Origin of the sequence: Sulfitobacter sp. PR48 (assembly GCF_028807335.1) — a bacterium.
Lineage (GTDB): Bacteria > Pseudomonadota > Alphaproteobacteria > Rhodobacterales > Rhodobacteraceae > Sulfitobacter.
This window is the reverse complement of the sequence record NZ_JARAMM010000007.1, coordinates 15,815-41,733: the sequence shown is the minus strand read 5'-3', so window position 1 is coordinate 41,733 and position 25,919 is coordinate 15,815. Positions and strand designations below refer to the sequence as shown.

At 63.7% G+C, this 25,919-nt stretch carries 24 protein-coding genes; 9 read left to right on the top strand and 15 right to left on the bottom strand.

Annotated elements, in window-relative coordinates; genetic code table 11:
* Positions 1-16 precede the first annotated feature (16 nt).
* Positions 17-544 (bottom strand): hypothetical protein, encoded by a 528-nt coding sequence (locus PVW51_RS10790; protein WP_274575053.1) that lies wholly within the window; start codon positions 542-544, stop codon positions 17-19.
* 361 nt (positions 545-905) lie between these two features.
* Positions 906-1,088: a hypothetical protein gene (locus PVW51_RS10785; protein WP_274575052.1), complete on the bottom strand. Its 183-nt coding sequence runs from the start codon at positions 1,086-1,088 to the stop codon at positions 906-908.
* Positions 1,089-1,158: 70 nt separating this feature from the next.
* Here PVW51_RS10785 and PVW51_RS10780 point away from each other — a divergent pair, with 70 nt between their 5' ends.
* Complete coding sequence (locus PVW51_RS10780) at positions 1,159-2,067, top strand: LysR substrate-binding domain-containing protein (RefSeq protein WP_274575051.1); 909 nt, start codon at positions 1,159-1,161, stop codon at positions 2,065-2,067.
* Positions 2,068-2,139: 72 nt separating this feature from the next.
* Positions 2,140-2,622, top strand: a complete 483-nt coding sequence (locus PVW51_RS10775; RefSeq protein ID WP_274575223.1) for a DUF2244 domain-containing protein — start codon at positions 2,140-2,142, stop codon at positions 2,620-2,622.
* Between the two features lie 55 nt (positions 2,623-2,677).
* On the opposite strand, the gene PVW51_RS10770 is transcribed toward PVW51_RS10775, so the two are convergent.
* Positions 2,678-3,136, bottom strand: coding sequence for a GatB/YqeY domain-containing protein (locus tag PVW51_RS10770; protein ID WP_274575050.1), 459 nt, complete (start codon positions 3,134-3,136; stop codon positions 2,678-2,680).
* 199 nt (positions 3,137-3,335) lie between these two features.
* Between PVW51_RS10770 and carA the strand changes: the two genes are divergently transcribed.
* On the top strand, positions 3,336-4,511 hold the full coding sequence (gene carA / locus PVW51_RS10765; protein WP_274575049.1) for a glutamine-hydrolyzing carbamoyl-phosphate synthase small subunit: 1,176 nt from the start codon (positions 3,336-3,338) through the stop codon (positions 4,509-4,511).
* 101 nt (positions 4,512-4,612) lie between these two features.
* Complete coding sequence (locus PVW51_RS10760; RefSeq protein WP_274575047.1) at positions 4,613-6,517, top strand: glycosyltransferase family 2 protein; 1,905 nt, start codon at positions 4,613-4,615, stop codon at positions 6,515-6,517.
* Here PVW51_RS10760 and PVW51_RS10755 read toward each other — a convergent pair.
* On the bottom strand, positions 6,480-7,133 hold the full coding sequence (locus PVW51_RS10755) for a GntR family transcriptional regulator (protein ID WP_269363759.1): 654 nt from the start codon (positions 7,131-7,133) through the stop codon (positions 6,480-6,482). The two genes, PVW51_RS10760 and PVW51_RS10755, sit on opposite strands and share 38 nt — an antisense overlap.
* Before the next feature lie 90 nt (positions 7,134-7,223).
* Here PVW51_RS10755 and PVW51_RS10750 point away from each other — a divergent pair, with 90 nt between their 5' ends.
* Positions 7,224-7,871: a pyrimidine 5'-nucleotidase gene (locus PVW51_RS10750; RefSeq protein ID WP_269363760.1), complete on the top strand. Its 648-nt coding sequence runs from the start codon at positions 7,224-7,226 to the stop codon at positions 7,869-7,871.
* Between the two features lie 275 nt (positions 7,872-8,146).
* Entirely contained in the window at positions 8,147-9,343 is a 1,197-nt protein-coding gene (locus PVW51_RS10745; RefSeq protein WP_274575045.1) for a UbiH/UbiF family hydroxylase, read from the top strand.
* Between the two features lie 129 nt (positions 9,344-9,472).
* Here PVW51_RS10745 and PVW51_RS10740 read toward each other — a convergent pair whose 3' ends face one another.
* The 3 genes from PVW51_RS10740 to PVW51_RS10730 form a co-directional block, all read right to left on the bottom strand.
* Positions 9,473-10,597 carry an aminotransferase class V-fold PLP-dependent enzyme gene (locus PVW51_RS10740; RefSeq protein WP_274575042.1) on the bottom strand — a complete coding sequence of 375 codons (1,125 nt, stop codon included), beginning with the start codon at positions 10,595-10,597 and terminating at the stop codon, positions 9,473-9,475.
* A gap of 81 nt (positions 10,598-10,678) precedes the next feature.
* Positions 10,679-11,134 carry an Lrp/AsnC family transcriptional regulator gene (locus tag PVW51_RS10735; protein ID WP_269363765.1) on the bottom strand — a complete coding sequence of 152 codons (456 nt, stop codon included), beginning with the start codon at positions 11,132-11,134 and terminating at the stop codon, positions 10,679-10,681.
* Positions 11,131-11,586 carry an Lrp/AsnC family transcriptional regulator gene (locus tag PVW51_RS10730; protein ID WP_269363767.1) on the bottom strand — a complete coding sequence of 152 codons (456 nt, stop codon included), beginning with the start codon at positions 11,584-11,586 and terminating at the stop codon, positions 11,131-11,133. Before PVW51_RS10730 ends, PVW51_RS10735 begins: the two co-directional genes overlap by 4 nt.
* Positions 11,587-11,720: 134 nt before the next feature.
* Here PVW51_RS10730 and ilvC point away from each other — a divergent pair, with 134 nt between their 5' ends.
* The 3 genes from ilvC (at position 11,721) to PVW51_RS10715 (ending at position 14,777) form a co-directional block, all read left to right on the top strand.
* Positions 11,721-12,743: a ketol-acid reductoisomerase gene (gene ilvC, locus PVW51_RS10725; RefSeq protein WP_274575041.1), complete on the top strand. Its 1,023-nt coding sequence runs from the start codon at positions 11,721-11,723 to the stop codon at positions 12,741-12,743.
* A 193-nt stretch (positions 12,744-12,936) separates the two neighbouring features.
* On the top strand, positions 12,937-13,854 hold the full coding sequence (locus PVW51_RS10720; RefSeq protein WP_274575040.1) for a DMT family transporter: 918 nt from the start codon (positions 12,937-12,939) through the stop codon (positions 13,852-13,854).
* 374 nt (positions 13,855-14,228) lie between these two features.
* On the top strand, positions 14,229-14,777 hold the full coding sequence (locus PVW51_RS10715) for a hypothetical protein (RefSeq protein ID WP_274575039.1): 549 nt from the start codon (positions 14,229-14,231) through the stop codon (positions 14,775-14,777).
* A 10-nt stretch (positions 14,778-14,787) separates the two neighbouring features.
* Here PVW51_RS10715 and glmM read toward each other — a convergent pair whose 3' ends face one another.
* The 8 genes from glmM to PVW51_RS10675 all read right to left on the bottom strand — a co-directional run bounded on the left by glmM (position 14,788) and on the right by PVW51_RS10675 (position 25,859).
* Positions 14,788-16,146 carry a phosphoglucosamine mutase gene (gene glmM / locus PVW51_RS10710; RefSeq protein ID WP_269363774.1) on the bottom strand — a complete coding sequence of 453 codons (1,359 nt, stop codon included), beginning with the start codon at positions 16,144-16,146 and terminating at the stop codon, positions 14,788-14,790.
* On the bottom strand, positions 16,139-17,152 hold the full coding sequence (gene folP, locus PVW51_RS10705) for a dihydropteroate synthase (RefSeq protein ID WP_274575038.1): 1,014 nt from the start codon (positions 17,150-17,152) through the stop codon (positions 16,139-16,141). The genes glmM and folP overlap by 8 nt, the downstream gene beginning before the upstream one ends.
* Complete coding sequence (locus PVW51_RS10700; RefSeq protein WP_274575037.1) at positions 17,149-18,072, bottom strand: dihydroneopterin aldolase; 924 nt, start codon at positions 18,070-18,072, stop codon at positions 17,149-17,151. The genes folP and PVW51_RS10700 overlap by 4 nt, the downstream gene beginning before the upstream one ends.
* 110 nt (positions 18,073-18,182) lie before the next feature.
* Complete coding sequence (locus tag PVW51_RS10695; RefSeq protein WP_269363780.1) at positions 18,183-18,824, bottom strand: cell wall hydrolase; 642 nt, start codon at positions 18,822-18,824, stop codon at positions 18,183-18,185.
* A 120-nt stretch (positions 18,825-18,944) separates the two neighbouring features.
* Positions 18,945-21,503 (bottom strand): putative PEP-binding protein, encoded by a 2,559-nt coding sequence (locus tag PVW51_RS10690; protein ID WP_269363782.1) that lies wholly within the window; start codon positions 21,501-21,503, stop codon positions 18,945-18,947.
* Positions 21,504-21,618: 115 nt separating this feature from the next.
* Positions 21,619-23,934, bottom strand: a complete 2,316-nt coding sequence (gene glyS, locus PVW51_RS10685; protein WP_274575035.1) for a glycine--tRNA ligase subunit beta — start codon at positions 23,932-23,934, stop codon at positions 21,619-21,621.
* Between the two features lie 465 nt (positions 23,935-24,399).
* On the bottom strand, positions 24,400-24,924 hold the full coding sequence (locus PVW51_RS10680; protein ID WP_114275692.1) for a DUF6446 family protein: 525 nt from the start codon (positions 24,922-24,924) through the stop codon (positions 24,400-24,402).
* A complete protein-coding gene (locus PVW51_RS10675; RefSeq protein ID WP_274575034.1) occupies positions 24,921-25,859 on the bottom strand; it encodes a glycine--tRNA ligase subunit alpha in 939 nt (312 codons plus the stop codon). The genes PVW51_RS10680 and PVW51_RS10675 overlap by 4 nt, the downstream gene beginning before the upstream one ends.
* Positions 25,860-25,919 lie beyond the last annotated feature (60 nt).

Genomic DNA, 25,919 nt, shown 5'->3' with positions numbered 1-25,919 from the left:
ATCTTAAATCTTTACACTAGCTTGCCTGCATTGTTTCCGGCTCTAAAAGGTAGCCAATATTGAACGCTGCAGCTGCGGCGGTCAGGAAAAATGTGGTAAACATCGCCATTTGAATGCCTACCTTTGCGCCGAGTGCTTCTGCAGCCGACCCTCCGAAAAAGATCATCAATGGTAAGGCCGCCGCAAGCAGCGGTCCTACAAAAATTAGTAGATAGCCAGCTGCATGCACGATCAGTCCGGAGCGCCCCTCTATGCACATCCGGACACCTTCACGGATAACTACGACTAACGCGAGAATTTCAGCAAAAGCCAGAATTAGCAGCGAAAAAGCAAAAAACTCCATCCACGCGATAGCTTGTTCAAATGGTACAGAACGCGGGTTTGGATACTGATCGCGCAAAGTGTCGACCTGCCAATTGAACACACCCATTAAAGAAATTGGCATAAGGTGTAGCAAATAGTTGGCAACGCAGAGAAGCACTGCTGTCCATACTACGCGCCTCGATTGCAAAGATAAAAGTGAGCGGGAAAGTGAACGTTTCATACGTGTCCTAAACGTGGGAAAATCAGAGGACTGATAGATGTTCGAAATGGCAAAAATTTGACGAGGATGGTTCTTTCCTTATGCCAAATTTTGAAAGCACCATGTGCATGATATTGTCGATATGGGCTCTCTCCCGCCCTTCGCTGCAATCTGCACGAGGGTCCGGTTTCGGAAGCGAGGACAGCAATCCTGTCGATTGGCTTGCGCAGCAATGTCGGTTCATGCTGAACACCGGTGATGGTTTTGCTGTTGATCAGCATGCTGCCGTCAATCACTGACGCCAATGCCCGGAACAAGCCGCGCGTCACGTTGCTTCGGCCACAAACTGCCGCCCACCGCAAACCACCAAGACGAAACAGCCCTATTCCGGCGCGATACATGATGGCTGGAACTGCAGGTCCGCACGCTCCCGCTCGGTCATGCGGGCAATGTCGGGATGCGAAAGCGGGTCCCTGCCCCAGAGGGCGCGCGCATGGGCCTCGGCGCGGGCCTTGCGCCTGTCCCGGCTGAACCAGCCAAACAGATTTTCAAGTGCATGTGTCATGGCCAGATGATCCGCCAGGCCCCGGCAAAATGGAATCGACTTCGCCAGCGCTTATGTTTAGAAAAACTAAATGCGAAACCTGAACAACATCCCGCTTGCATCGCTCAGGGTGGTGGAGGCCGTCGCCCGCCATGGCACCCTTGCCCGCGCGGCGCTGGAACTGGGGGTCACCTCCGGCGCCTTGAGCCAGCGCCTGACCAAGGCAGAGACCGCCCTGGGCCAGAGCCTGTTCATCCGCACCTCCACAGGCCTCAAGCCGAACAGAACATGCGCCGAGATCGCGCCGCGCCTGACCCGCGTCATGGCGGAACTCTCCTCGATCCTGTCCGACATTGACGCCACCCAGGGCACGACGCTGACGGTCTCGGTCGCGCCGATCTTTGCAAGCCGTTGGCTTATATGGAGAATTAACAAGTTCAATCAGGCAAACCCCGGCATCGGCCTGCGGGTTTTCCCCACGGTCCAGGTGATTGATCTGGACCGGTCGGACGTGGACATCGGGATACGCGTGGGCAGCGACCCTGCCCTGGGCGCCGGCGCCGCCAAACTGCTGGATCAACGCGTCTTTCCGGTCTGTTCCGCGGGGATCGCCGATCAGATCAGCAGGCCCGAAGACCTGCTGAAATTCCCGGTAATCCGCGAAAACGATGACCTTTACGGATGGCGGAACTGGCTGTCCGATCATCACCTTGAAATGCCGCGATTTCCGCCGGGCCCGACCTATGCCGACGCCTCGCTGTGTTTAGATGCGGCGATGACGGGACAGGGCGTGTTCATGGCCTGGGAAACCCTGGCAAGCGACGCGCTGGAGCGGGGGCAGATCATCTCTCCGTTCCGCCACAGGTCCCTGACCGGCGCGACCTATTGGCTGGCGACCAGCCAGTATTCCGCCCGCAAACCCGGTGTCCGGAAGTTCGCGAAATGGCTGGAAGCGGAGCTGAAATGTTCCCAGACCTTCTGGAACAGCCCCGCTGGCTGACCCGCCGTGAACCGCGCGGCCCGGGCGCAGGTGCCGCATTGCCTCTGCCCGCGATGCCGCTATTTTCCCGCCATGCCCTATGAATGGACCACGAAACCAGACGAGACCCCGCAGCGCATGCGCCTCTGGCCGCATCAGTCGCTGCCTGCAAGGGGGTTTGTCGCTTTCGTTCTGGTCACCTTCGCCCTGATCCTGATCCCCACCCTGCCGCTGCTCGGCACCGTGCTTTTGTGGGGGCTGCTGCCCTTCGTGCTGGCGGCGGTGGCGGGCCTCTATTTCGCCCTGCAAAGCAACCATCACGCGCGCCGGATCGAAGAGATCCTGACCCTGGACGCCAATACCGCCCATCTGACCCACCGCACCGCCAAGGGCGAGCTGAAGGAATGGGATTGCAATCGCTATTGGACCCGGGTGACGAAATACGAAAAGGACGGCCCGGTGCCCCATTACGTGACCCTGTCCGGCCAGGGGCGCGAGGTCGAGATTGGCCGTTTCCTGAGCGAGGAAGAGCGCATCGCGCTTTATGACGACCTCAGCCGGTCGCTGCGCGGCTGAGCGCCAGCTCCGTTCATCCGGGCACGACCTGGACAGGCCGCGCCCTGAGGGAGGATCAGCTCAGCTTTTCCTTCACCATCGGGCCAACTTTGCCAAAATCCATCTGGCCGGTGTATTTGCCCTTGAGCACGCCAATCACCTTGCCCATGTCACGGATCGAACTGGCGTTCTGATCGGCAATGGCCTCTTCCACCGCTGCGGCGACCTCGGCCTCGGTCAGCTGGCGGGGCAGGAATTCCTCGATCACCTCGATTTCGGCGTTCTCACGCTCTGCAAGGTCGAGCCGGCCGCCCTCCTCATAGGCGCGGGCCGATTCCTGTCGTTGCTTGGCCATCTTGCCAAGGATCGCCAGCACCTCATCGTCGGCCACACCGTCATCGTTGCCGGTGGCGCGCACCGCGATGTCCTTGTCCTTGATCGCGGCATTGATCAGCCGCAGGGTGGACAGCCGGTCGGCGGCCTTGTCTCTCATCGCCTGTTTCAGCGATTCCGAAATGCGCGTGCGCAGTGTCATGCGGTCCCCTATTTGGTCCAGACAATATCAAAGAGCCTACCATACCCATAGTGGGCGGGGCAGGCAATGGGGCGCGCGCAATGCCAACCTGTTGATCTTTAAGGAAATCTGTTTTCGCCCGCAGCCTTGACCCCGCCCCCGGCGGGCAGTAGGTTGCCAGCCGTTTACCCTGCCACACCCCGTTCTGGAGGCTGCCCCGATGCCCGCGCCCACCCCCCCTCGCCCGACCGCCTGCCTTGCTCTTGCGGATGGGTCGCTTTTTTACGGCATGGGCTTTGGTGCCACCGGCCAGACCACCGCGGAACTGTGCTTCAACACCGCGATGACCGGCTATCAGGAAATCATGACCGACCCCTCCTATGCGGGCCAGATCGTGACCTTTACCTTCCCGCATGTGGGCAATGTCGGCACCAACCCCGAAGACGACGAAACCGGCGATCCGGTGGCAGAGGGCATGGTGGTCAAATGGATGCCCACCGATCCCAGCAACTGGCGCAACGTGCAGCCGCTGTCGGACTGGCTGGCGGCGCGGGGCCGCATTGCCATCGGCGGCGTGGACACCCGGCGCCTGACCCGTGCGATCCGGCATCTGGGCGCGCCGCATGTGGCGCTGGCCCATGACCCCGAGGGCAGTTTCGACATCGAGGCGCTGGTGGCCGCCGCCCGGTCCTTTGCCGGGCTGGAAGGTATGGACCTGGCCAAGGACGTGACCTGTGCGCAATCCTATCGCTGGGATGAAATGCGCTGGGCCTGGCCCGATGGCTATCCGAAACAGGAAAGCCCGAGGCACAGGGTCGTTGCGGTGGATTACGGTGCCAAGCGCAACATCCTGCGTTGCCTGGCCTCTGCCGGCTGCGAAGTGACGGTCCTGCCCGCCACGGCCACCTTTGACGACATCATGGCGCATCAGCCGGACGGGGTGTTCCTGTCCAACGGACCGGGCGACCCGGCGGCAACCGGCGTCTATGCCGTGCCGATGATCCGCGACGTGCTGGACAAGACCGACCTGCCCGTCTTTGGCATCTGCCTTGGCCACCAGATGCTGGCGCTCGCCCTGGGCGGCAAGACCGTCAAGATGAGCCACGGCCACCATGGGGCCAACCACCCCGTCAAGGACTACGATACCGGCAAGGTGGAAATCACCTCGATGAACCACGGTTTCGCGGTCGATGGGCAATCCCTGCCAGATGGGGTGGTGGAAACCCATGTCTCCCTGTTTGACGGATCCAACTGCGGCATCAGGATGGAGGGCCGCCCGGTCTGGTCCGTGCAGCACCACCCCGAAGCCTCGCCCGGCCCGCAGGACAGCTACTACCTGTTCGAGCGTTTTGCCGCCGCCATGGCGGAACGCGCCCCGGAACCGGCGCAGGCCTGAGCTGCCCCGCGCCGTTAACCCCTTGTTAATCTTCTGTTAGTGCAGCCTTAACCGGTTCATTCATACCCTGTCCGAAGTAGAAACATTCGGGCCGGTAACGCATGAGTAACCTTCGCCTGCATTGGCCCGAAGCAACGGTTGCGCAACCCGCGTTGCCCCACAAGCCGCTTGGCCGGCATCTGATCGACGCAGGCGTGATCGGAACCCGCGATCTGCTGCATGCGCTGGATTTGCAACGGCGCCTTGATGCGCCACTGGGCGAAATCCTGATTTGCCAGGGACTTGCCACACAAGATGAGGTTCTGGACGCCCTCTGCGCCCAATGCCGCGCGCATCGGGTCGATCTGGCTGTCGACCCCCCTGACCCGACACTGACCGAGGCCTTGCCGGCCGCGCTCTGCCTGCGTTTTCGCGTGGTGCCCTGGATGCGCGTGGGGGGCATTCTGCTGGTCGCGACCAGCAATCCGGCCGATTTTGACAGGCTTCGGGCCTGCATGATGCCCGAAGGCTTCGCGCTTTTGCCGGTAATCTCGGACGCGCGCCAGATCCGGCACAACATCGGCCTGCTTTATGGCCCTGAACTGGCGCTGCGCGCGGCGCAGCGCGTGCCCGAGGTCGAAAGCTGCCGCAGCTGGCACGGGGAAGGCAATGCACGTCGTTACCTGGCCCTGGCCATCTGCGCGGCCACCGGTGCCGCGCTGGTCCTGGCACCGCTCTGGACCCTGACGGTGGCGCTGCTTTGGGCCTTTGTGACGCTGATGCTCAGCACCGGGTTGAAGATTGCTGCCTTTGCCGCGCAGCTGTCTCATTTTTTGGCCGACCGGCCGCCAGACCACCCTGCCGCCTGCACCCCCTTCAGGCTGCCGCGGGTGTCAATCCTGGTGCCCCTGCTGAAGGAGACCGAAATCGCGGGTGCCCTGATCGCCCGCCTGTCCCGGCTGACCTATCCCAAGTCGCTGCTGAACGTGATCCTGGTCCTGGAAGAGGAAGACCAGCTGACCCGGAAGACCATCGCCCGCACAAAGCTGCCCGGTTGGATCACGGTGATCGAAGTGCCGACGGGAAACGGGCTGACCACCAAGCCCCGCGCGCTGAACTATGCGCTGGATTTCTGCGAGGGGAGCATCATCGGCGTCTGGGATGCAGAGGATGCGCCGGAGCCCGACCAGATCGAAAAGGTGGTGACCCGGTTTCAGTCCGCGCCGGAAAACGTGGCCTGCCTGCAGGGTATCCTGGATTATTACAACAGCAAGGCGAACTGGATTTCCCGTTGCTTTACAATCGAATACGCGACGTGGTGGCGGATGATCCTGCCCGGGGTCGCGCGGCTTGGCATGGTGATCCCGCTGGGCGGCACAACCCTGTTCTTTCGCCGCGACATCCTGGAAAAGCTGAACGGCTGGGACGCCCATAACGTGACCGAAGACGCCGATCTCGGCGTGCGGCTGGCGCGCCATGGTTATGTCACCGAACTGCTGCCGACCGTCACCTATGAGGAGGCGAATTGCCGTGCCTGGCCCTGGGTGCGGCAACGCTCGCGCTGGCTCAAGGGGTTCCTGATCACCTGGATCGTCCATATGCGGCACCCCCGGCAATTGCTGCGCGAGCTGGGCTGGAAACGCTTCTGGGGCGTGCAGACCCTGCTGCTGGCCACCTTTTCGCAGTTTGCCTGCGCGCCGCTGCTCTGGTCCTTCTGGATCACGCTCTTCGGCGCGACACATCCCGTGTCACAGACCCTGGGTGCCCCGGCCATGTGGCTGTTGGCGGGTTTCTTTGCACTGGCCGAAATCGTGAACCTCTGCATCGCCATGGTGGCGGTGTCAGGCCCCCGCCACCGGCATCTGACGGGCTGGGTGCTCAGCACGCCGCTCTATTTTCCGATGGGGGCGCTGGCGGCCTACAAGGCATTGCATGAATTCGTGGTCAGCCCGTTTTTCTGGGACAAGACGGCGCATGGCGCCACGCCTGTCACCCATCCGTCTCCAGTCGCGCGGCCTCCTGCTTGAGCCTGGTGACAAAGGCGAGGGAGATATGCGAGCGCAACGCCTCTTCCGCCCCCGCCTCATCGCGCGCCTCGATGCGGGCGACAATCCGGTCGTGTTCGGCCTGGGCAATCTCTCCGCGCCCCTCGGCGGCAAGCGAGGTCGTCGCCATCAGCGCCATGGAGCGGTAGACGAGGTCCAGCTGCTGCACCAGATAGCGGTTGTGCGAGGCCAGATGGATCTGCTTGTGAAACCGCCGGTTCGACCGGGCAAGCGCCGTGGGGTCGCCCACCAGCGCATCATCGGCGCTGACCATCTCGCGCAGCACCCGGATTTCCTCCGGCGTGGCATGGCGCGCGGCCAGACGGGCGGCCAGCCCCTCCAGCTCTCCGCGCACCACGTAAAGCTCGGCGGTCTGGTTGTGATCCAGCGAGGCGACAATCAGGCTGCGCCCGTCGCGCGACAGCAAGGACTGGGTTTCAAGCCGCTGCAATGCCTCTCTGACCGGCGTGCGCGACACGCCGAACCGCTCCGCCAGTTCACTTTCGACCAGCCGGTCGCCGGGGCGGTAAATGCCAGTGTCGATGGCATCCAGGATCATGGAATAGGCATCGGTCGATCCGGGTTTTGGCGGCGGCATGGTGAATTTCCTCTTTGACGCGCCACCTTAGCGCCCTGCCGCAGCAGCGCAAGGCTTGCAGGGCCGCGATCCAGCGCCTAACAGAAGCACATGACGCGCGATGCCTTTTCCCATGTGGACACCTGGGTCTTTGACCTCGACCACACGCTGTACCCGCCCTCTGCCGGGCTTTTCGCATTGATCGAGGTGCGGATGACCGCCTGGGTGATGCGCAGCCTGAATGTGGCGCAACCCGAGGCCGACCGGCTGCGCCTGCACTACTGGCAGACCCATGGCACCACCCTGGCGGGCCTGATGCGCGAACATGACGTGGACCCGGCCCCCTATCTGGAAGATGTCCATGACATTTCCATGGACAGCCTGACCCCCGACCCGGAACTGGCCGCACAGATCCGCGCCCTGCCGGGGCGGCGCATTGTCTATACCAACGGCTGCGCCCCCTATGCCGAACGGGTGCTGGCCGCGCGCGGGTTAAGCGGGCTGTTCGATGCGGTCTATGGCGTTGAACACGCGGGCTTTCTGCCCAAACCCGACCGCGCCGCATTCGACCGGGTGTTCGCGCTGGACGGTCTGGCGCCGGACCGCGCCGCCATGTTCGAGGATGATGACCGCAACCTGATCGCGCCCCATGCAATGGGGATGAAAACCGTCCACGTCGCCCCGGCGCGACGCGATGCCGCGCATATTCACTACCATACCGACGATCTGACCGCTTTCCTTGGCCTGCTGAAAGGCTAGGGCCTGTGGACGTTCATCGTCGACCACCCGCGCGAGACGGATTTTGCCGCTGGCGCCCTGATGTGAGCGCAGCAATGTGATCATTGGAAGCGAACATCCGGGAGGGCAGAGGCAAAATCCGCCGCGCCCCGCAGGGGTTTCGCCAAAATTGCCCATTTCTGCGCAAAGAGAGCTTGAAATAACTGGCTATTCCGCGCTCTCTTGCCTGGAACTGAGCAATTTTGGACTGAAACGGGTGGGCGAAGATGAGTGTCCACAGGCCCTGGATATCCTTTATGGAATTTGACTGCGACATTCTGATTTCCGGCGGCGGGATCGCGGGTCTTACCGCGGCTGCGGCCTTTGGCACCGCCGGTTTCGACGTGATCTGCGTTGACCCGGCCCCGCCGGTGACAGCCCGTGACGCCAAAGGCGCAGACATGCGCAGCACGGCAATGCTGCAACCGGCCCGCAAGGTGCTGGAGAATGCAGGCGTCTGGGATGCGCTCGCCCCGCATGCCGCGCCCTTGCAGATCATGCGCATTGTTGACGCCGGCGGAGCGCAGGCAGAGCCGCGCGTGAGCCGTGAATTTGACGCCGCCGACATCTCCGACGCGCCCTTCGGGTGGAATTTCCCCAACTGGCTGCTGCGCCGTGAACTGGTGGCGCGACTGGCGGCACTGCCATCCGTCGATTTCAGGCCCGGTACCGGCACCACATCCCTGTTCACCCGCATGGCCGAAGCCCGCGTGGGCCTGACCGACGGCAGCCGCGTGACCACGCGGCTTGTCATCGCCGCAGACGGCCGCACAAGCCCGATGCGCGAGGCCGCCGGAATCGCCGTCACCACCCGGCGCTACGGGCAAAAGGCGCTGGCCTTTGCCGCGACACATCCGATCCCGCATGAGAATGTCTCGACCGAGATTCACCGCACCGGCGGCCCCTTCACGCTGGTGCCGCTGCCCGATCATGAGGGCCTGCCCTGCTCTGCCATTGTCTGGATGGATGACGGACCGGCACAGCGCGCCCGGTCAGAGATGCCGGTCGCAGCTTTTGAACAGGAAATGTCGGAGCGCTCCTGCCATCTCTTCGGCCCGCTCACCCTGGTCACGCCGCGCAACCTCTGGCCGATCATCAGCCAGCATGCCGCAAGCCTGACCGGCGAACGGCTGGCCCTGATCGCGGAGGCCGCACATGTGCTGCCGCCCATCGGGGCGCAGGGTCTGAACATGTCGCTGAAAGACATCGCAACCCTGCTGGAACTGGCGCAGGCCCGCCCCGATGCCCTGGGCGACGCCGCCATGCTCAGGACCTATCATCAGGCCCGCCACGGCGACATCCAGCTGCGCGTGCGGGGCATCGACCTGCTGAACCGCGCCAGCCAGGCCAGCACACCGCTGGCCCGGGATGCCCGCGCCGCCGGGCTCAATGCGCTTTACGGGCTGGCCCCGGTGCGCAGGATGCTGATGCAGATGGGTTTGGGTGTCCGGTAGGAACCGCCTGAACCCGTCGTCGGCGGCCCTGTCAGGATCGAATACTGGAGCATGAAGAAGCACTTGTCCGCGCTTCCTTATGTCAGAATCCCTCCAATCCAACCGCCAGGATCGCGGTCCCGGCGGCGGTCAGAGAACCTTGTCCACCACCGCCCGGAGCCGCGCAAGCGTGGTATCCACGTCATAGAGCTTGTCCAATCCGAACAGCCCCAGCCGGAAGGTGCTGAACCCTTCGGGCTCGCCCACCTGCAAGGGCACACCCGCTGCGATCTGCATCCCCTGGGCGGCAAAGGCGCGGCCGGACTGGATTTCGGGATCGTCGGTATAGCTCACAACCACCCCCGGCGCGCCAAACCCTTCGGCAGCAACCGACACAACCCCCTTGTCGCGCAGCATCCCGCGCACGCCCTCGCCCAGACGCCACTGCGCCTCCTTCAAACGCGCAAAGCCGTAGTCCCGCGTTTCCAGAATCGTATCCCGGAAGGCGCGCAGCGCATCGGTCGGCATGGTCGCGTGATAGGCATGACCGCCATCCTCATAGGCTTTCATGATCGCGCGCCATTTTGCCAGGTCGATGGCGAAACTGTCAGACCGGGTCTCTGCCAGCCGCGCCTCGGCATCCCGGGACATCATCACCAGCCCGGCAGAGGGCGAGGCCGACCAGCCTTTTTGCGGGGCGGAGATCAGCACATCCACCCCCAGCGCCCGCATGTCGATCCAGGCACAGCCCGATGCGATGCAGTCCAGCACCATCAGCGCGCCGACCTCATGCGCGGCCCGGGCCATGGCGGCAATGTAATCATCCGGCAGGATCACACCCGCCGCGGTTTCCACATGCGGCGCAAAGACCACCTGCGGCCTGTTTTCCGCAATCGCGGCAACCACATCCTCGATCGGGGCGGGTGCAAAGGGGCTGGCCGGGGCATTGCCCTGCGCGCGCGCCTTCATCACCGTGACATTCCCGGTCAGATCGCCGCTTTCGATGATCTGGCTCCAGCGGTAGGAAAACCAGCCGTTGCGCACCACCAGCACCTCTGCCCCGCGGGCGAATTGGCGTGCAACCGCCTCCATTGCATAGGTGCCGCCACCGGGCACCAGAGCCACCGCATCGGCCTGATAGACCTCGCTCAGCATCGCCGAAATGTCGCGCATCACCTGCTGGAAGGCCGCCGACATGTGGTTCAGCGAACGGTCGGTAAAGACCACCGAAAATTCATCAAGCCCCGCAGGGTCCACGGAATCGAGCAATGCCATCGTCAGGTTCCTTCTGTGAGATCATGCACCGGTCTTAGGCGGCGATGACGCGCTTGGCAATTCCCGCCAGGCAAGGCGCCGTCAAAGCGGCCCCGGCAGGCGCTCCTCGCTCAGCAGCACATTCGCCTCGACCTCGCCCGCACCGGGCAATGTCATGATGCGCCGCCGCAGGACCCGCTCGAAATCCGGCAGGTCGCGCGCGACCACCCGCAGGCGATAGTCATACATGCCCAGCACATGTTCCACCGTCTGCACCTCGGGAATCGCCACGACAGCGCGTTCGAAATCCTCCAGCGAGACCCGCCCCTTGGTCGCCAGCTTGATGCCCAGAAAGACGGTTACGCCAAACCCCAGCGCCTCGGCGTTCAGCCGCAGTTGCCGCGCGCGGATGATCCCCGCCTCCTCCAGCCGCCGGATGCGCCGCCAGGTGGCGGGCTGGGACAGGCCGAAACGCTTGCCCAGGGCGCTGGCCGATTGCCGCGCGTCCCGCGCCAGCGCGCGGATCAGCTTGCGGTCGATGGCGTCCAACTCGGTCATAGCGGCAACGCGGCCTCCATCTTGATCCGTGCCACATGCATCAGCGCTTCGATATCCGCGATATGCGGCAGGGTCAGGATGCGGCTGCGGTAGATATCCTGATAATGCGCCATGTCCCGCGCGATGATCGACAGCCGCACATCGACCCGGCCAAGAAAGGTCTGCACTTCGATCACCTCCGGCACCTGCCGCGCCCTGGCCAGAAAACTGTCAAAGGCATTGCCCTGGGTCTTGTCCAGCGTCACCCGCAGCGACACCTCCACCGCATAGCCCAATGCGGCCCAGTTGATCACCGCTCCCACCCCGCGCAGCACGCCCGCCTCCTCCAGCCGCGCGATGCGCCGCGCGGTCTTGCCCGCGGTCATGCCGCAGCGCTCGCCCAGGTCCGCCGGGCTCAGCGTCGGCTCTGCCTGCCAGTAGCGCAGCAATCGGCGGTCGACATCATCAAGCATGATTTTTCCGTTCTTTGCCAATTTGACGAATAACATTTTTCATTGTTCCCCAAATACACATAAAACATCAATGGCCACCAGCGCCAACTTCCCTATGGTGCACCTCAGAATTCACCAACCAAAGGACAAGCGATATGCGCGTTTATTATGACCGTGACTGCGACGTGAACCTGATCAAGGACAAGAAGGTCGCCATCCTGGGCTATGGCTCGCAGGGCCATGCCCACGCCCTGAACCTGCGCGATTCAGGTGCCAAGAACCTCGTCGTCGCCCTGCGCGAAGGCTCCGCGTCCGCCGCCAAGGCGACCGGCGAAGGCCTCAAGGTCATGGGCATCGCCGAAGCCGCCGCATGGGCCGACCTGATCATGTTCACCATGCCCGACGAACTTCAGGCCGAGACCTACCGCAAATACGTCCATGACAACATCCGCGAAGGTGCCGCGATTGCCTTTGCCCATGGTCTGAACGTGCATTTCGGCCTGATCGAGCCGAAAGAAGGCATCGACGTGATCATGATGGCGCCCAAGGGCCCCGGTCACACCGTGCGCGGCGAATACACCAAGGGCGGCGGCGTGCCCTGTCTGGTGGCCGTGGACAAGGACGCTTCCGGCAAGGCGCTGGAAATCGGCCTGTCCTATTGCTCCGCCATCGGCGGTGGCCGGTCGGGCATCATCGAAACCAACTTCCGCGAAGAATGCGAAACCGACCTCTTCGGCGAACAGGCGGTGCTCTGTGGCGGTCTGGTTGAGCTGATCCGCATGGGTTTCGAGACCCTGGTCGAAGCCGGCTACGCGCCGGAAATGGCCTATTTCGAATGCCTGCACGAAGTGAAGCTGATCGTGGACCTGATCTATGAAGGCGGTATCGCCAACATGAACTACTCGATCTCCAACACGGCCGAATATGGCGAATATGTCTCCGGCCCGCGCATCCTGCCCTATGACGAGACCAAGGCGCGGATGAAAGCAGTGCTGAACGACATCCAGTCCGGTGCCTTCGTGCGCGACTTCATGCAGGAAAACGCCGTGGGTCAGCCCTTCTTCAAAGGCAGACGCCGCATGAACGACGAACACCAGATCGAACAGGTCGGCGCAAAACTGCGCGAGATGATGCCCTGGATCTCTGCCGGCAAGATGGTCGACAAATCCAAGAACTGATCGGTATGACCACCTGCGAAGCCCGGTTCTGACCGGGCTTCGCACCTCTCCCCCGGCGGGTCCCGACAGCTGCGCGAAATGCCCCGGCTTTATCCCGCCGCCCCTGACCGGCATCATTCGACCAGGATCGAAGCATTCACCTTTGACTTCGTCCTGATCCGGGCCCATCAGTGCATGAGCAAAAGGACAGCCCATGCATGATGCCCCAAGGATCACCACAACCAGCTGGTTGATGATCGCCCTGCTGGCCCTCATCTGGGGCGGCACCTTTCTCGTCACCGAAATTGCGCTGCGCGGCATCACGCCCTTCTGGCTGGCTGCGGCGCGCATCGTCTTTGCGACACTTGTGATGGTCGTGGTTTGGGGGGTGCGGGGGTTCACGCTTTTCGCCAGCCCGCCCGCCGCTGGCGATCTTGTGGCCCTTGTCCTCATCGGGGCGCTCAGCGGGGCTGTGCCGTTTTCCCTGCTGGCCTGGGGCCAACAGCATGTCACCTCCGGCTTTGCAGGTGTCTCGATGGCCGCCATCGCGCTGATCGTCTTGCCGCTGGCGCATTTCTTTGTGCCCGGCGAACGGCTCAACACCCGCAAGGTGATCGGTTTTCTTCTTGGCTTTGCCGGGGTCTGCCTGCTGATCGGCAGCCGGGCTTTCGAGAGCAGCGGCACGGCGCTGGAACTGCCCGGCCGCCTTGCCTGCATCGCGGCGGCGGCCTGCTATGCCGTCAGCTCGATCCTGATGCGCCGCCTGCCTGCCGTGGATACCATCGGGCTGGCCGCGGTTCTGCTGGTGATCGGTGCCGCCCTGATCCTGCCCGCCGCCTGGGCCGTCGAAGGGCCGCCGCCACTACCCGACCGCAATACATTGTTCGTGCTGGCCTTTCTCGGCCTTGTGCCGACGGCGGCCGCCAACCTGCTGCGGGTGACGGTGGTGCGCAGCGCCGGTCCTGTCTTCATGAGCCTGGTGAATTATCAGGTGCCGGTCTGGTCCGTGGTTCTGGGCGCGCTGCTGCTGTCAGAGCCCTTGCCCCCCGCCCTGATCGGTGCCATGGCGCTGATCCTGGCCGGCGTCGCCCTCAGCCAGTTTGGCGCGCTGCGGCGGCTGTTTGGCCGGTAAAGCGTCATGGAAAAACCTGAATCGCCTGACGCTGCCTGAAATCAGGAATTTCAACAGGTTACTTGATACCTGATGCTTCGGGTAGTTCGTCAGACGCGATTGGTGAAACCCCGGATTTGGTGATTTTCCGTTTTCGCGCTATCCTGACCCTATTGATCGCACTTCGCATTACACCTGAACCACCTGACGCTGCCCGAGATCCTGGACTTCTACGCCCTGGGGCATTTCGCCCGGATTTGAGCCGGTTTTGAACGCCTCGGACATGCGAAACCAACAGGTTAGACCGCATCGCGTGACCTCTCATGAACGCGACGCCACCAGGGCGACGACAGCGCCGCGAGGTTAAGCGAAAGGCATTCAGGAAGGGGGAAACCATGACTAGATTTGACAGAAGAGACGTCGTTTCGACGCTGACGGCCCTTGCCGTCGCGGGCTTTTTCACCATGCCGGACGCGGCAGAAGCCGGTGGCGAGGGGCGCTCGCCCTCCACTGCGGCGCTGATCCTGCTGATTGTGACGCAGGTGCATTTGCTCGTGCTGTTCCTGGCCGTGCTGGTGATGACGCAGAACATCAGGAATGCCAAACTTGTGGCAGACAGCCGCGCAGCGGGCGGTGTGCCTGCCCGGCAACGAACCAAACGCGCGGCCAAGGTCGGCTCGGTGCGCCAGCATGGCGATGCGCTCTTTGCCGAGATGAGCAAGAACGGCGCGGCGGCTCTGGCCAAGGCACGTTCGGTAAGGCTCAGCATCCCGATCGCAGGCCAGAATGCCGCGGTGGAAACCACCCTGCGCAAAGCCAACAAAAGCAATACCGCCGCTTTGCAGGCCCAGAGGAAAGCGGCCCGCAACGCCAAGGTCGTGGGCACGCTTTATATGGATTCAATCGGCCTGATCATGGACATGAAGCGCGCAAGACTGGGGTGATCCGCCGCGATCAACCGTCAGCAGGCAGTGAAACCGCATCGCCCACGGCATCGACCACGCTGTCCACGGCCCGTTCCATCAGCGCCGCATCCTCATGTTCGGCCATGACGCGCACCAGCGGCTCGGTCCCCGATTTGCGGATCAGCAACCGCCCGCCGGTGGCAAGATCTGCCTCCGCCTGCGCGATGGCCGCCTGCACCGCCGCATCCTCCAGCGGGGTCTGACCCGCGCCGAAACGCACATTCTTCAGCAATTGCGGCACCGGGTCGAACTGATGCAGCAATTGCGACGCCGCCTTGCCCGACTGGCACATCTCGGCCAGGAATTGCAGCCCCGCCATCAGGCCGTCGCCGGTGGTGGCATGGTCTGTCATCACGATATGGCCCGATTGTTCCCCGCCGAGGTTGAAGCCGCCCTTGCGCATCCGTTCCACCACATAGCGGTCACCGACATTGGTACGTTCCAGCCGCAGGCCGCGCCCTTCCAGGAATTGCTCCAGGCCAAGGTTGCTCATCACCGTGGCGACCAGCGCGCCGCCTGCCAGCTTGCCCTCGTCGGCCCAGCGTGCCGCCATCAGCGCCATGAACTGGTCACCATCGCCGACCATGCCGTTCTCGTCGATCAGGACAACCCGGTCCGCATCCCCGTCAAGGCAGATCCCGACATCGGCACCATGCGCCACGACCGCCTCTGCCGCCGCCTCCGGATGGGTCGATCCGCAGCCCTCGTTGATGTTGTGCCCATTGGGGGAAACCCCCATCGGCACCACCGTCGCCCCCAGTTCCCACAGGGCCATCGGTGCCACATGGTGCGCGGCACCATTGGCGCAGTCGATCACCACCTTCAGACCATCAAGCCGCATCTGCCGGGGAAAGGAGGATTTGACCCGCTCGATATAGCGAAAGCGGCTGTCGTCGATCCGCTTGGCGCGGCCGATCTCGGGCGCCTGCACCATCTCGACCCCATCGGCCACCAGCGCCTCGATCTCGGCCTCCGCCTGATCTGACAGCTTGTAGCCGTCGGGACCAAAGAACTTGATCCCGTTGTCATGCGCGTGATTGTGGCTGGCCGAAATCATCACCCCCAGATCGGCGCGCATCGACCGGGTCAGCAAGCCCACCGCCGGCGTCGGCACCGGGCCCAGCAGCAGCACATTCATCCCCGAACTGGTCAGGCCGGCGGTCAGCGCGTTTTCGAACATATAACCGGACAGCCGGGTGTCCTTGCCGATGACCACCCGGTGCACCCCCTTGCTCTCGCGGCGAAAGTACCGGCCCACCGCCGCACCGATGCGCAGCGCCATTTCGGCGGTCATCGGATAGATGTTTGCCGTGCCGCGCACGCCGTCGGTGCCAAATAGCTTAGTCATCTCGTCGTCCTGATATTGCCGCACGCCACAGCGTGATTGCCTGCAAGGTATCTGCCACGTCATGAACCCGCAATATCTGCGCCCCCTGCGTCACCCCCGCCAGGGCCACGCCAATCGACCCGCCTGCGCGGGAACCCGCCAAAGGCGCGTTCCCAAGTGTCCCGATGAAACCTTTGCGTGAGGCGCCCAGCAGAATCGGCACGCCCAGACCGTGAAACAGGCTGAGCCCCGACAGCAGCGTCAGGTTGTGCTCCAGCGTCTTGCCAAAGCCGATGCCGGGGTCCGCGATGATCCGGTCACGGGCGATGCCCGCGCCCGCCAGCACCGCGATCTGCGCCGCGAGGAAATCATAGACATCCAGCAGCACATTTTCATACTGCGGGTTCTTTTGCATCGTGGCCGGGTCCCCCAGCGCATGCATCACGCAGACAGGCACGCCCGCCCCTGCCGCCACGCCGGCCAGTGCCGGATCATAGGTAAAGCCCGAAACATCATTGATCAGCCCCGCACCGGCCTCCAGCGCGGCCTCTGCGACACAGGCCTTGCGCGTATCGACAGAGATCAGCACGCCGGTGTCGCGCAGCCCGGCGATGATCGGGACAACGCGGCGCGCCTCCTCTTCGGGGTCCACCGTCACCGCGCCGGGCCGGGTGGATTCCCCGCCCACATCGAACAGGTCCACCCCCGCATCCCGCATCCGCAGACCCGCCGCGATGGCATCATCCGCCGCCGCATGCAGCCCACCGTCGGAAAAACTGTCCGGCGTCGCGTTCAGGATGCCCATGACGCGGGGCTGGCCCATCTGGAGCCCGCCAACCGGGGCACGCGGCGCAGTCAGCGCCGCCAGAGGCTCTGCCGGGATCTCCTGCGCCGGGATGACGCGGGATGGTTCTGTCCGCGACAGGGCTTCGGCATGGGTGAACCATGCCCAGCCCCCGGCAAGCGCCACAGCCCCTTCCGGCCGGGCCGGGCCGACCTGTGCCAGCGGTCGGTAATAGACCCTCACAGCTTTGCCTGGTCCAGCGAGACACCGCGCAGGGGGACGGATGCGCCCTCGGGCAGATCGGCCCCCACCACCAGCATTTCCTCCGCATCGAAGGTCGCGGCGAACCATGCGGCCAGCGCCACGGCGTCATGCGGTTGCGCCGAGGGGGTATCGACGGAATCAAGCACGATCTTGGATGGCGCCCAGACGCAGGTCTGGCCGTTGCGCATCGCCCAGTCCAGTTCGGTCCGGGTGGCGACCACCACGCAGCGGTCGTCACGGGCCGCAAGCACCCAGGCATTCTGCTCGATCGCCAGCAGGTCGATCCGCCGCTGCGCCATGCGGTGCTTGAGCTGCGGTGCCGCCACATCCGGGGCCCCCACACACAGGATCAGGGGCCGTCCCAGTTCTTCCAGCTGGTCCAGCCAGCCCGGCAGATGGGGCGAGGCGATGGCGGCATTGCTGAGATAGACCAGTTCGGGATGCGGCGCGTCACCGGGGGCGACCTCTGCCGCCGGGGCATCGCCGCGCGCGCGCACGATCTCGACCCCCAGGGCACCGGGGCCGCGATCCAGCTTCTCGATCCGGATAAAGGCACGCACTGCCTGCGGTTCCAGCAGAATGCGGTCCGCCACCCGTTCGGCAAGGGTTTCCAGCAAGGCCAGCCGTTCCACCGCCAGTTCGGCGGCAATCGCCTCTGTCACGCGGTCATAGCTCAGGATGCGGTCCACATCATCATCGACCGGCCCGGTCAGCGGCTGCACCTCGACCACCACGTTGAAGCAGATGCGCTGCCTGACGCCGCGTTCGGCCTGAAAGGCGCCGATCTCGACCTCGACAATGTGATTGCGCAGGGAAATGCGGTCCAGCGGGTCCGCCCCGGCCAGGGCATCGGCCCGCTCGGAGGGATGGGCAAAGGCAAGGCGGGCTTCTTTGGACATGGCAGGGCTTTCGGATCATGCGGCTCGGACAGGTGTGACTGAGGTATTTCTACCGCGTCACCGCGTCCTTAGCAGCCTGCAATCCGTCAGGCCAGCACCCGAAAACGGCGTCAGTTGGACGCCGACCGCCAGGTATGACGATAAAACAAGTGCACGCCGATCTGCGCGGTTCTGGTATAGACCTTGCTCCAGCGCGGACGCACGGCAGTGGTGTGGTAATGCGTGGCACCGTTTGTCAGCGCAGGCACCTTGCCGTCGATGGTGTATTTGGCAACCTTGGCCACCCGGGCAAAGGCCTTGGGCTCCGCGATGACTTCCTTGTTGCCGTCACAGGTATAGGTGAACTGGCATTGGTACTTCTTGCCGGTGCCCTGGTGGATCACCCCGCAGAAAGACCCCGGGAAACGTCCGCTCTTGACGCGGTTCTTGATCACTTCGGCAACCGCGAACTGGCCCTTGACCGTCTCGCCGCGCGCTTCGAAATAGAGCGCCTCGGCCAGACAGCGCCATTCAGACGACCCGTTCGCTCTGGGCTGTGCATCCAGCCAGGCCTTGGAGAATTTCACATCCCCCTGCGCACCCTCCGGCGCGCTGACGAAAGACTTCAACCGTTTCGCCCCGGCAGATTTCAGACCATTGGTTTCGAGCCGTGCAAGTTCTTCTGCCTTCTCCGCATTGGCATGTGCCGCGACCGGCACCATCAGCATGAGCGAGAGCAGCAGAAAGCTGGCAGTGGAAAGAAACAGACGCATCCTGCGCCCCCATTATGTTATTTCGGTTGGGGCGGGCCTAGCCAAGAATGGGCCGCGCGTAAACCCATCGGCCCGTGCGACATATTGGACGTCAAGTGCTAGATGGCGGAATACCGCCTGCTACCCGATCTTGTGGCCGATCGCCAATTGCGCGGCCGCCAGCCGTGCAACCGGTACGCGAAACGGCGAGCAGGAAACATAGTCAAATCCCACCGCGCGGCAAAAAGCGATTGATTCGGGGTTGCCGCCATGCTCCCCGCAGATCGACAAGGTGATGCCCGGACGGGCCTTGCGGCCACGTTCCGCGCCCAGTTGCAGCAGCTCCCCTACCCCGTCCGTATCAAGCACGTGAAACGGGTCTTCCGGGAAAACGCCCTGCTGGACATAATTCGACATGAACCGCCCCGCATCGTCGCGCGACAGCCCATAGGTCATCTGCGTCAGGTCATTGGTGCCGAAGCTGAGAAAGGAACAATGGGGCGCGATTTCGCCTGCCCGCAGAGCGGCCCGGGGCGTTTCGACCATCACGCCGAGGCGATAGGTGAACTGCACCCCGGTTTCGTTGCGCACGGCGGCAGCAATGGCATCGACGGAGGTCTTGATCAGCTCCACCTCGCGGCGGGCGCTGACCAGCGGGATCATCACCTCGGGCACCACCGGCTCGCCATCGCGGCTGGCGGCAATGGTCGCCTCAAAGATCGCGCGGGCCTGCATCTCGTAGATTTCCGGCACCGTCACGCCCAGGCGCACACCGCGCATCCCCAGCATCGGGTTGTATTCGCTCAGCCCCTCGACCCGCCGGATCACGTCGGACAGGGGCAGGTTCAGCGCCTCCGCCAGCTCGCGCTGGCCGGCCTTGTCACCGGGCAGGAATTCATGCAGCGGCGGGTCGAACAGCCGGATGCAGACCGGCTGGCCCTGCATGATGCGGAACAACTGGGTAAAGTCGTCGCGCTGCATCGGCAGCAGCCGCTCCAGCACCGCGCGCCGGTCCTCCCCGGTTTCGGCAAAGATCATCTCGCGCATCACCGTCAGGCGGCCGGGATCAAAGAACATATGTTCCGTCCGGCACAGCCCGATGCCATGGGCGTTGAAATTGCGCGCGGTCTGGGCATCGGCGGGGGTGTCGGCATTGGCACGGATCTTGATGTCCGCCACCTCCTCGGCCCAGGTCATCAGCCGGTTAAAGGTATCGTCAAGCGCCGCTTCGCGCATCTGGGCGGCCCCGGCCAGCACCTGACCGTTGGAGCCGTCCACGGTGATCTCGTCCCCGGTGGAGAATGTCCGCCCGTCCGATGCGGTGATCTGGCCCTTGCGCAGGTTGAACCGCATGTTGGAGGCCCCCACCACGCAGGGCAGGCCGATGCCGCGCCCGATCACGGCGGCATGGCTGGTGATGCCGCCCCGCTCTGTCAGTACGGCGGCGGCGGCATGCATGCCGCGAATGTCCTCGGGCGAGGTTTCGCGCCGGATCAGGATACAGGCTTCGCCCCGCGCGGCACTTGCCTGCGCCTCCGTCGCGGTAAAGACGATCTTGCCGGTGGCGGCACCGGGGCTGGCGGCAATGCCGCGCCCGATCACGTCGCGCTTGGTGCGCGGGTCCACCTGCCGGTGCAGCAATTCGGTCAGTGTGCGGGGCTGCACCCGCATCAGGGCTTCCTCCCGCGTGATGATCTTGTCATCCGCCAGGGCCACGGAGATGCGCACCGCCGCCCGCGAGGACCGCGCCACGCGCACGCCGTCCAGAATATGCAGACGCCCGTCCTCGATGACGAATTCCACCTGCATTTCCTCGCGCAGCTTCCTGCGCATCAGGGCGGCATGTTCGGTCAGCTCGGCAAAGGCCTCCGGCGCCAGTTCCTCCAGCGACTCGCCGCGCGGGTCCTTGGTCAGGTACAGCGCTGCCGCATCCCCTTCCAGCGCGTCGCGCCCCTGCGACTGGCTCAGGTAGCGCCCGGTGATCTGGGGCGCGCCGGTGTCGCTGTTGACCAGTTGCAGCACGCCAGAGCCGCATTGCCCCGAACCGACGCCAAAGGCCATTTCCTGCACCACCAGCCCCAGCCCGGCATCGGCCGGCGCGCCCTTGGCCTGACGCAGCAGGCGGGCCGATGTGCCGTTCCAGGCCCGCGCCATCGACCGCAGCACCGCCGAGAGCTGGGTGGTGCGGTCCTGGGGAAAGGCTTCTTCCGTTTCCTGTTCATAGGCCTGCAGCGACTGCGCCAGCGCGGCGCGGCCATCGCCGTTCACATCGTCGAACATGTCGGGGTCCAGCCGCGCCACATTGACCGCGTAGGATTGCACGAAACGGGTATAAAGCCCGGCGGCGGCCTCTTCGCCCAGGGATTTGGACAATTCCTTCAGCCGCGCGTCATTGATCCCGATGTTCAGCACCGCCCCCGGCCCGCCCCAGTCCGGGTCTTCGCTGGAGGGGCGCACGCAGAGCATGGCATCTTCGGGGAATTCCGCCACCACCGCATCGACATTGGGCAATTGCGCGTCGCCCAGCCGGTGCACCGCGTCAAAGGACAGGGCAACGGTGCGCGGCACCGGCAGGTCCAGACGCACCAGCCGTTGCAGGCATTTGGCGCGGCCGCCGTGGCTTTCGTTGGCGATGGGCGCAGTGGCCGTGACGAGGGTGGTATCGGGATTATTCTGCACTGCAGCACCTTTGGGTTTCATCGCAGCATAGGGCCTTGCGGCTTAGTGGCAAGAGTGACGATGGGCTGGCGCTGTCTCGCGGGGAACCGCTGGCGGTGGATCGCCCTCCCCGGGTCGCCCCGGGGAGGATGGGCGCTTAACCCTCGATCTTCGTCAGATCCGCGACGGAGGTACAGATGCTGCGGATCCGGCTGAGCAGGTTCAGGCGGTTGCGGCGCACCATGCCATTGTCGGAATTGACCTGCACCGCATCGAAAAACCCATCAATCGGGCCACGCAGGGCGGCCATGGCGGACATGGCGGCGGCAAAGTCCTGCGCCTCCATCGCCGGTTTGATCTGCGCCTCTGCCTGATCGAGGGCCGCAAACAATGCGCGCTCCGCGCCGTCCTCGGCGTATTTGATGTCCGCGCCAAAGGAATATTCGACGCCATCGGCCTCTTCCGCCTGGGTCAGGATGTTGTTCGCGCGTTTGAAGCCCTGGATCAGGTTCTCGCCGTCATCGGTTTTCAGCGTCTCGGAGAGGGCTTTGGCACGTTTGACGAGCAGGGTCAGATCGTCATTGCCGTCCATCGCGATGCAGGCGTCGATCACGTCGTGACGGATGCCCTGATCCTTGAGGTAGACCTTGAGGCGGTCGTGGAGGAAGGAGAGGAGGTCCGGAACTACCCAGCTACATGTTTGTAGCTTATTAGGCCCGATCCTTCCAATTTCCGTGCTTTCCAACTCCTCGAAAAGATCCATTCCTTCTTTAAAGGGCAAAGGTTGCTTCTCATAGTAGGTTGCGAAATCGTTTCGGCTATCGCGACTCTCCGCCCAAGCAATTGAAGTTTCAGAGGAGACAATTACACGGTGTGTTCCGTAGGGATCATTCCATTTCGCCCAGTAAACCCAACCTGCACCTGCTCCAATTTTCTGGTGCAGGCGCGCAACTGCCGCTCGGACTATGGATTCGACAGGAACGCTCAGCCCATTCTCCACGAGCACCCGAATAACCCCCAACGCCGCCCTGCGCAGCGCAAAGGGGTCTTTGCTCCCTGTCGGTTTCTCATCAATCGCCCAGAACCCGGTCAGCTTGTCGATCTTCTCGGCCAGCGCCACGGCCACCGACACGGGCGCGGTCGGCACATCGTCGGACGGCCCCAGCGGCGCGTAATGCTCTTTGGCCGCTGCTGCCACCGCGTCGGACCTGCCCGCCGCGCGCGCATAATAGCTGCCCATCAGCCCCTGCAATTCAGGGAATTCATAGACCATCTCGGAGGACAGGTCCGCCTTGGCCAGACGCGCGGCCTCGTATGCCTCGTCGGGGTCCGCGCCGACCATCGGGGCCAGTTCGCGGGCCAGTGTCGCCATGCGGTCGATCAGCTCGGCCTGGGTGCCCAGCTTGTTGTGGAAAGTGACGTTTTCCAACGCCTTGACCCAGGTCTCCATCCCCTTTTCGGATGTCGCCACGCGCAGGTCGTTTTCCCAAAAGAACTTGGCGTCCGACAGCCGCGCCGACAGCACCTTTTCATTGCCCGCCAGAATGGTCGCGCCCTCGTCCGCCGTGGTGCGGTTGGCAACGGTGATGAACTTTTCGATCCGGCCCGTCTTGGGGTTCTTCACCGAAAAGAATTTCTGATGCTCGCGCATTGACGTCTGCAGAACCTCCGGCGGCAGGTCGAGGAAATCATCCGCAATCGGCCCCATCAGGACCACCGGCCATTCCACCAGCCCCGCAACCTCGGCCAGCAGGCCCGCATCCTCAACCACCTCCATCCCGGCGGCAAAGGCGGCATTGGTGGCGTCGTGCCAGATCGCATCGGCGCGTTCCTGCGGGTTCAGCACGACAAAGGCGCGCTTCAGCTTTGCCTCGTAATCCTCGAACCCCGCGACCGTGATCGCGTCAGGCGCCAGAAAGCGGTGGCCGCGCGTGCTGTTGCCCGCCGTGATGCCATCAACCTCAAGCGGAACGACAGTCGCGCCGCCCTCATCGCTCATCAGGCAGAGGATGGAATGCAGCGGGCGCACCCATTTCAGCGTGCCATTGCCCCAGCGCATGGATTTCGGCCAGGGGAAATTGCGGATCGCCTGTTCCAGCACTTCCGCCACGATGTCAGCAGCCGGGCGGCCCGGTTTTTCGATCCGGGCGAAGAGGATGTTGCCCTTGGGCGTTTCCCGCTCTTCCAGCTGGTCGCGGGTGACACCGGCACCGCGCAGGAAACCTTCGATGGCCTTTTCAGGCGCGTCGGCCTTGGGGCCCTTGCGTTCCTCCACCGTGCGGGGGCTGGCATCCAGCATCCCCTCAAGCGCCAGCGTCAGGCGGCGCGGCGTGGAAAAGGCGGCGGCATGGGCATAGGTCAGACCGGCCTCGACCAGACCATCCGTGACCAGCTTTTGCAGGTCGGCGGCGGCACGTTTTTGCATCCGGGCGGGGATTTCTTCGGAGAAGAGTTCGATCAGCAGGTCTGGCACAGGTCACACTTCGGTTGGGAACGTGGCCGAGGGATAACGGGCGCATCCCCCGCCGTCCAGACCCCGCCGCGACCCCGGGGCGGCTTTTGCCGGTGTTTCCACCCCGGGGCCGCTGATCCGGGGCGAATCTCGTGGTTCCCGTCGCCGCGCCTGTTGTTCTCAAGACAGTGGCGATCTGCCTCAAAGATCTCCCGAAACGCTGCTGACTCAAATGCTTCCGCCACCTCACCGCAATTTGCGCGAAAACCTTCAGCCCATTCAAACCCTTCGTCGATCCGGCATGCGCAATCGCATGGCTCGGCTGGATGCAAACACCACCCAAATGAAGACATGTCAAAAATGACATGTCAAAAATGACATGTCTTCATTTGCGGCTGCGGTTGATCTGCCTCCGCGCCCCAGGCCAGCCTTCCAGATGTTCGCAGGACCGGGGCATGTTCAGCGTTCGGACGAGCCGAGCCGCGCCTATTGCGTCACAGACGATGGCGCGGGCGGGCATTCCTCGCCCACCACGGTGCCATCATAGGCCTTTTCACCGCAGTCGTTCAGCTCGTGCCAGACATAGCCGTGCCCGTCTTCGGTGATCGCGACGATGCGGTCCACGCCGTAATGGACGTTCTTCTGCCCCATGAAGGCCAGCGCGCGGCCCTCCTCCAGCGCTGCACCGATGGCGGCGGCGTCAAAGCAGGAAAACCAGCCCGGCGCATTGCGCGGCGTGGCGCTGTCCAGCAGGACATAGCTTTCGGTCAGGAAAGGCAGGCTCAGCGGCGTGGTGAAACAGGCGCGGAACCGGATCGGCGAACTGTCGGCGTCAATGGCGGTGATCCCCTCGGCCGGGATGGCTTCGGGCTGCTGCGATGTCAAAGACACCAGCGAGACGCTGTCCTGGCGCACTTCGTCATAGAACCCGTAGACCTGCAGGTAATAAAGCACCCCGCCCGCGACCAATGCAGATACCAAGATGACAATCCCTATGATCTTGCCGCTCACGCCGCGTCCCCGGTCCAGCCGCCTGCGCGGGTCTGCACAAAGGCATCGGCGCACATCTTGGCCAGGGTGCGCACCCGCCCGATATAGGCCTGCCGTTCGGTGACGGAGATCACGCCGCGCGCGTCCAGCAGGTTGAACATATGGGAAGCCTTGATGCATTGGTCATAGGCCGGATGCGCCATGACAATGCGCTTGCCGGTCTTGGGGTCCCGGGCGGGCTGGTCGAGGATATGCCTGCAATGGGCTTCCGCCTCTTCGAACTGGCGCAGCAGCACCTCGGTATTGGCGGTGTCGAAGTTCCAGCGCGCGTATTCCTCTTCCGTTTGCTTGAACACATCCGCATAGGTCAGCGGTATTGGCGCGTCGGGGTCGTTGAAGGGCATGTCCATCACGTGATCCACGCCCAGCACATACATCGCCAGCCGCTCAAGCCCATAGGTCAGCTCGCCCGAAACGGGGTGGCAGTCGTGCCCGCCGACCTGCTGGAAATAGGTGAACTGGCTGACCTCCATGCCGTCGCACCAGACCTCCCAGCCCAGACCCCAGGCGCCCAGCGTGGGGCTTTCCCAGTCATCCTCGACAAAGCGGATGTCATGCAGCTCCATGTTGATCCCGATCGCCTCAAGCGAGCCGAGATAGAGCTCCTGCAGATTGGGCGGGCTGGGTTTGATCAGCACCTGATACTGATAGTAATGCTGCAACCGGTTCGGGTTCTCGCCATAGCGTCCGTCGGTGGGGCGGCGCGACGGCTGAACATAGGCCGCCGTCCAGGGCTGGGTGCCCAGGCTGCGCAGAGTTGTGGCAGGATGGAAAGTACCGGCCCCCACCTCCATGTCATAGGGCTGCAGGATGGCGCAGCCGTGGCGCGCCCAATAGCCCTGCAAGGCAAGAATGATTGCCTGGAAAGAACGCGGCGCATCGGGGTTTACGGACATTTGGAGGACCTCTTTCTATGCGCGCCATTCCTACGGCTGTCACCCTGGGGCGTCAATTGC